The sequence below is a fragment of the Alteriqipengyuania sp. genome (genome assembly GCF_964222115.1).
In the GTDB taxonomy this organism is placed as follows: domain Bacteria; phylum Pseudomonadota; class Alphaproteobacteria; order Sphingomonadales; family Sphingomonadaceae; genus Alteriqipengyuania.
Genome location: NZ_CAXQBM010000069.1, coordinates 1 through 5595, shown reverse-complemented (window position 1 = coordinate 5595; position 5595 = coordinate 1). Strand labels below are relative to the sequence as shown.

The 5595-nt window shown below is 64.1% G+C and carries 5 protein-coding genes; 1 reads left to right on the top strand and 4 read right to left on the bottom strand.

The features are described from left to right. The 4 genes from ACEQXE_RS10725 to ACEQXE_RS10710 all read right to left on the bottom strand — a co-directional run. A partial coding sequence (locus tag ACEQXE_RS10725; RefSeq protein ID WP_370179211.1) for a PA0069 family radical SAM protein occupies positions 1-1034 on the bottom strand: 1034 nt, incomplete at its 3' end. 220 nt (positions 1035-1254) lie between these two features. Beyond that, positions 1255-1782 (bottom strand): molybdenum cofactor biosynthesis protein B, encoded by a 528-nt coding sequence (moaB, locus tag ACEQXE_RS10720; RefSeq protein WP_370179209.1) that lies wholly within the window; start codon positions 1780-1782, stop codon positions 1255-1257. A gap of 13 nt (positions 1783-1795) precedes the next feature. Continuing rightward, positions 1796-3544, bottom strand: coding sequence for a lytic transglycosylase domain-containing protein (locus tag ACEQXE_RS10715; RefSeq protein WP_370179207.1), 1749 nt, complete (start codon positions 3542-3544; stop codon positions 1796-1798). Beyond that, on the bottom strand, positions 3544-4335 hold the full coding sequence (locus ACEQXE_RS10710; protein ID WP_370179206.1) for a hypothetical protein: 792 nt from the start codon (positions 4333-4335) through the stop codon (positions 3544-3546). The genes ACEQXE_RS10715 and ACEQXE_RS10710 overlap by 1 nt, the downstream gene beginning before the upstream one ends. A gap of 85 nt (positions 4336-4420) precedes the next feature. Between ACEQXE_RS10710 and ACEQXE_RS10705 the strand changes: the two genes are divergently transcribed. After that, the coding region (locus tag ACEQXE_RS10705) for an NAD(P)/FAD-dependent oxidoreductase (protein ID WP_370179203.1) at positions 4421-5595 on the top strand (1175 nt) is incomplete at its 3' end.

Sequence of the window (5595 nt, the reverse complement as noted above, 5' to 3'; positions counted from 1 at the left end):
ACCGGCTTTCCCATACCGGCGCGTTTGCAGGCCAGCTGGAACCGTGCGCGAAACAGGTCTGCCCAGACTCCGGTCGGTTTCATACGGCTGAAGAAGTTGGGGTCGTTATCCTTCCCCCCTCCCGTAGCATCGGCGCGGATCGAGCGGACGGTGGACATCACCTTGTCCTTGCGGTCGGGAAAATGGATATCCAGCCATTCGCGAAACAGCGGCGCGACCTCATGCGGGAGGCGCAGTGCAATCCATCCTGCGGACCTGACGCCCAACTCTGCCGCTCGCGCGACGATCCCTTCCATTGCGTCGTCGGTGATCGCGGGGATGACCGGCGCGATCGAGCAGTGGGCGGGCACGCTCGCCTCCACCAGCCTGCCCAGAGCAGCCAGTCGCTTGGCAGGCGAGGGTGCGCGCGGTTCGATCAGGCGGGAGAGGTGCGGGTCGAGCGATGTGACCGAAATCGCGACTGCGATCAGCCGCTTGCGTGCCATTTCTTCGATCAGGTCTAGGTCGGACAGCACCCGATCGGACTTGGTAGTGATGGTCACCGGGTGGCGCGCGTCGAGGCAAACCTCCAACACTTGCCGGGTGATGCGATAGCGCTCCTCGATCGGCTGGTAGGGATCGGTGTTGGTTCCCATCGCGATGGGGCGGGGTTTGTATCCCCGCTTCGCCAGGGTTTGCCGCAACATGTCTGCTGCGTTGGGCTTGGCGAAAAGTTTGGTTTCGAAATCCAGCCCCGGCGACAGGTCGAGGAAAGCGTGGGTCGGCCGCGCAAAACAGTAGATGCAGCCATGTTCGCACCCGCGGTATGCGTTGATCGAGCGGTCGAAGGCAATATCGGGCGACTGGTTGAAGCTCAGGATCGAGCGCGGCGTTTCTATCGTCACCTCGGTACGCAGTTTGGGCGCGGGACCGTCTATCGCCTCACGTTCGTCGCGCCAGTCTCCGTCGGCCTCCCGCGCAGGCAGGTTGAACCGCGTCGAAGCATCGCCGTTTTGCGCTCCTCTGCCTCTGACGATGTCTCGACTCGCTGCCATGGCTAGAACATATAAAGAACATTCGCACAGTGCCAATGTATTTCACACGAAGACACGAAGATGGTCCGCCCTGTTGAGAGCGCGCTCTAGAATCTGGATGATCTTGATTTGAGCCGCGCGGAGCGCGGATCATTCAATGGGCCTTATTGGCAGAAATCTGCCATTCGCACGGCATCTTTGTGTCTTTGTGTGAGGAAAAATTGCCTGCGGGGCAGTTGCCTTATCGCTCTAAAAGGCGGGGCATCAGTTCCACGAAGTTGCAAGGCCGGTGGCGGCTATCGAGCTGGTCTTTCAGGATCTTGTCCCATCCGTCTTTCACCGCGCCATTGCTGCCGGGCAGCGCGAAGATGAAGGTGTCGCCTGCCAGAATCGCGCAGGCGCGGCTCTGGATGGTCGATGTGCCGATGGTCTCGTAGCTGATCCAGCGAAACAGCTCGCCGAAGCCTGGAATATCCTTGTCCTTCACGCGGTCGAGCGCCTCGGGCGTCACGTCGCGCCCAGTCAGACCGGTGCCGCCCGTGGTGATGACCGCGTCGATATCCTTGCTGGCGATGAAGCGCCGCAGGACGTCATAGATCTCGTGCGCGTCGTCGGGGCAAATCGTGCGCTCGACCAGTTCGTGCCCTGCATCGCGCACGCGCTCCTCCAGCAGGTCGCCCGAGGTATCGCTGCTGGCATCGCGCGTGTCGGACACGGTCAGGATCGCGATCCCTATCGGCGTGAACGCACGGCTCTCGTCGATCCCCATCAGGCGGCGGCCATCAACGGCGCGTGAAGCGCGTATCGACCTGGCTGGCTTCCGGGAAGCCCGGCCAGCGGTTCATGGCGAGCGCCTGCCTGCTGGGCGAGGGTGCGGCCGCCTGGCGCTCGTACATCCAGTAGTTGCGGGTCACGATCGCCACGTAACCGCGCGTCTCCCAGTAGGGGATCGACTCCATGTAGAGCAGCGGATCGTCCTGGTCGCGGACTTCGGTGTTCCACCGGCCGACCGGGGTCAGCCCGGCATTATAGGCGGCCATGATCTTGGGAAGCTTGCCTTGTGTATAGGAATGGTCGCGCAGCATCTGCAGGTGCCGCTGGCCGAAAGCGAGGTTGACGCCGGGGCGGTTGAGGTCGCGCGCATTGCCGGAATAGCCCAGCGCGCCCGAATGATCCTGCGCGGCGGCGGGCATGATCTGCATCAGCCCGCGCGCGCCCGCGGGGCTGACGACAGCGGCGCGGAAATTCGATTCCTGGAGCGCGTGCGCGAAGGCGAGCGCGGGATCGACCTGCCAGCCATTGACCGGCTCCCACCGGGCGACCGGGAAGCGCAGCGCCGGATCGGGCGTGCCGCCGCGCGGCGCATTATGCGCCATCCACAGCTGGGTCGAGGGAAGGCCGAGTTCACGTGCAAGGCGAGACAGCGCGGTAAACTGCGAAGGATCGCCGATCCGCGCCTGGTGCCGAAGCACCTCGTCGGCGAGGTTATCACGCCCAAGCTGGGCGAGCGCCACGGCAACCCGCACGTTTTCCTCGTTGCTCAGCACCTGCCAGTCGCGCTGGTCGAGATCGGGCGTCTCGCCTGCGCGCGGCAGCATCTGGCCCAGCTGCTCGCGCGCGAGCATGCCGTATAGCGTCTCGTCCATCATTGCCGCCCCGCGCAGCTTTTCGGTCGCCTTTTCGGGCTCGCGGCACCGGACATAGGCGCGGCTGGCCCAGTAATAGCTGGCAGCGGAGAGTTCGGGATTGATCGCAGTTGCTGCCGCGCGGTCGAAACCATCGGCGGCGGTTTCGCAATCGCCCATTCGCCAGGCGGCGATGCCGATCACCCAGTCGCCTTCGGGCACCCATGGCCCGCTGCCTTCGCGCACCGTGCGCGCCATCGCGAGCGCGGCGGCATCGTCGTTCTCGATGTAATAGCTCCACGCGACGCGGCGGCGCCATTCGGCCCTCGCTTCGCTGCTGAGCCCGGCGTCCACTCCGTCGAGCAGCACGCGCGCCCCGTCAGGGTCGTCGTTGCTGATCCGGTCGAGGATCGCGGCCCTGATATCGCCCGGCATCGTGCCGTCATTGATGTCGCGCGGCAGGATGCGCTTGGTGGCATAGCCCTGCGGCTGGAAGCTCTGTTCGGGCGGCAGGTAGGGTGCGCTCATCAACCCGCGCTTGCTGGCAAGATCGGCGATCTGCTGCGCCTGCGGCAGGCGGGTGCCCTTGGCTAGCCACGCCTGAAGCGCGGGCAGTTCGATCCGGGGGCTGTTCGCGTCGAGGTAATATTCCGCCTGTGCGACCAGTTTGAGCGGTTCGTCGCCGCGCTGGGAAAGCAGGCTTTCGACCGTGCTCCAGTTGCCAGCGTCCAGCGCATCGAACACCCGCGCATAAAACTGCCGGTCGGTTTCGTTCAGGACGGTCGGAATGTTGGGGCTGGCGGCGCGGGCACGAAAATAGTCCGCTGCGCTCTGCTGGGCCATCGCGGGCGTGGCGATTGCGGGAAATGTCAGGGCGGCGCAAAGCAGGGGGAGAAGACGTTTCATCAAGGGCGGTCGCTCCAGTCGAGCCATCTGTTCCAGGTTTCTGCGCGGGATCGGGGATTGCGCAGCATCGTGGCCAGATCGGGAATTGCAAAGACCGGTATCGTACCAGAATCCATCGCAATTTTGGTTAACGCGGCGGGCTCTTGCGCTGTCTCGTGCGCGAGCAGCGACCAGACGCGGTTTCCGATGCCGAGGATGCAGGCGGGCTGGGCAAGCGCGATCTGGTGGAGCAGGAGCTTGCCATATCCCGCCTGTTCAATCGCGTTCCACTCGGGCCGCAGCGTGTGGCGCGGAAGGATGCTTGCGCGGTAGGCGGCTTCGGGTGCGAACGCCATCGCGCGCAGCATGTTGTCGAGCAGCTTGGCCGCCGCGCCTTCCAGCAGGGCATCTCCGGCGGGCTGGTCGATGATGACCATCACTGGCGCCTTGGTGCCTCCACTGGGTGCAATGCGGGGGAAGGCACCCGCCGGATCGACCAGATCGCTTTCCATCCACCATTTTTGGAAAGCGGCTAGATCGCCGGGCCATTGTGCCGGATCGCCAGGATGGTTGCCGAGGGGCTCGGTCTCGATAAAGCGGGCATGCGCAGGCTTTCGCGCTGGTTCCTGTACAGGCGGGGGCGCTGCGTTTTCCGCTACGGCGACAGCGGCCTCTGCGCTCGTATCCGCCGTGCGTAGCCATCCGCCTGCCCGATCGCTTACATGCTCGCCGACACCGGCTTCCTCCCACCAGTCGAGGCTGGCGAGGAACGCGTCGCGCAGTGTTTCGGGCATGTCGGGACCATCTGCCATTACCTGCTAGGTCTTGACCTGTGGCGCGCAGGCAATCAAGCCGGAACCGACGCAATTACAGCCTGAAATGAGCTGCGAGGGAATTATGATCGAACGCGAATCCATGCCGTGCGATGTGCTGGTGGTAGGTGGCGGGCCCGCGGGTCTGGCTGCGGCCATCCGCCTGAAACAGATCAACGATGAGCTTGAAGTCGTTGTCCTCGAAAAGGGCTCGGAGATCGGCGCGCATATCCTTTCTGGCGTGGTCCACGATCCCAAGGCGCTGAACGAGTTGTTCCCCGACTGGAAGGACATGGACTGCCCGATCGGCGAAACCCCGGTGACCGACAACTGGCACTGGGTGCTGCGGAAGAACGGCAAATTCCCGATGCCGCACGCTTTCATGCCCCCGCTGATGAGCAACAAGGGCAATTACACCGGCAGCCTCGCCAATCTCACCCGCTGGCTGGGCGAGCAGGCGGAGGCGCTGGGCGTGATGGTGTTCCCCGGCTTCCCCGCCGCCGAAGTGATCTACGGCGAAGATGGCTCGGTAAACGGCGTCATCACACAGGACATGGGCATCGATGCGGAAGGCAACCAGAAGCCCGATTTCCAGCCGGGCATGGAGATCCACGCCAAGTACACGCTGTTTGCCGAGGGCGCGCGTGGCAGCCTGACCAAGCAGTTGAAAGCCAAGTACGACCTCGAAAAGGATTGCCAGTCGCAGACCTACGGCCTCGGCATGAAGGAATTGTGGGAGATAGACCCGGCCAAACATGTACCCGGCCGCGTGATCCACACGCAGGGCTGGCCGCTGGATAATGACAGCTGGGGCGGCGGCTTCCTCTATCACATTTCCGATAACCAGGTCGCGCTCGGCTTCGTGGTCGCGCTCGACTACGCCAACCCGTACCTGCGCCCCTACGAGGAATTCCAGCGGTGGAAGCACCACCCGGATATTCTAGACATGCTCGAAGGCGGCAAGCGCGTCGCCTATGGTGCGCGCGTCATCAATGAAGGCGGCTGGCAGAGCGTACCGCAACTGGCCTTCCCTGGCGGCGCACTGATCGGGTGCTGCGCCGGCTTCGTCAACGTGCCCCGCATCAAGGGCAGCCACACCGCGATGAAGAGCGGGATGCTGGCCGCAGAAAGCGTCGCTGCGGCGATCGCTGCGGGCAAGGAACACACCCAGCTGAGCGAATACGACGAAGCCGTGCGCGAAAGCTGGATCGCGACCGAGCTTAAGAAGGTGAAGAACGCGCAGCCCGCCGTCGCCAAATA

Bases quoted from the DNA above. Each gene is read 5' to 3' on its own strand.
- moaB (WP_370179209.1), bottom strand. From the start codon at position 1,782: ATGGGGATCGACGAGAGCCGTGCGTTCACGCCGATAGGGATCGCGATC.
- ACEQXE_RS10715 (WP_370179207.1), bottom strand. From the start codon at position 3,544: ATGAAACGTCTTCTCCCCCTGCTTTGCGCCGCCCTGACATTTCCCGCA.
- ACEQXE_RS10710 (WP_370179206.1), bottom strand. From the start codon at position 4,335: ATGGCAGATGGTCCCGACATGCCCGAAACACTGCGCGACGCGTTCCTC.